Source organism: Helicobacter monodelphidis (genome assembly GCF_003288845.1).
Classification (GTDB): domain Bacteria; phylum Campylobacterota; class Campylobacteria; order Campylobacterales; family Helicobacteraceae; genus NHYN01.
On the sequence record NZ_NHYN01000122.1, the window covers coordinates 1 to 339 of the forward strand.

At 46.0% G+C, this 339-nt stretch carries 1 protein-coding gene; it reads left to right on the forward strand.

What is annotated here, in order from left to right:
* Positions 1-43: 43 nt before the first annotated feature.
* Positions 44-339, forward strand: a 296-nt coding sequence (locus tag CCZ01_RS10160) for a hypothetical protein (protein ID WP_220106554.1), incomplete at its 3' end; no start/stop codon positions are given.

The following is a 339-nucleotide window of genomic DNA, read 5'->3' on the forward strand; positions in this document are numbered from 1 at the left end:
ATACGAATCAAAGTGAATCTTACCAACATAAAGGAGGAAGAAAATGGAATTTTTAGAAATGTCATTGAGCGAATTAGAGGAGTGGTCAGAAAGGAGATTACAAGAATCCAGGAGAGAGAGGGAGCAAGCGAGGATATACAGGCAGGAAGCAGAGCGGAGAGCAGATCAAGCAGAGCGAGAAGCAGAGGAAGCGAGGATATACAGGCAGGAAGCAGAGCGGAAGTTAGAGGCATATATCTTGAAAGTGTTGAGGGAGAGCAACAACGAGGAGTCGCTGAAGATTGCGCAAGAACTGGAGCAATCGAGAATATACAGGGATCAAGCAGAGCGAGAAGCAGA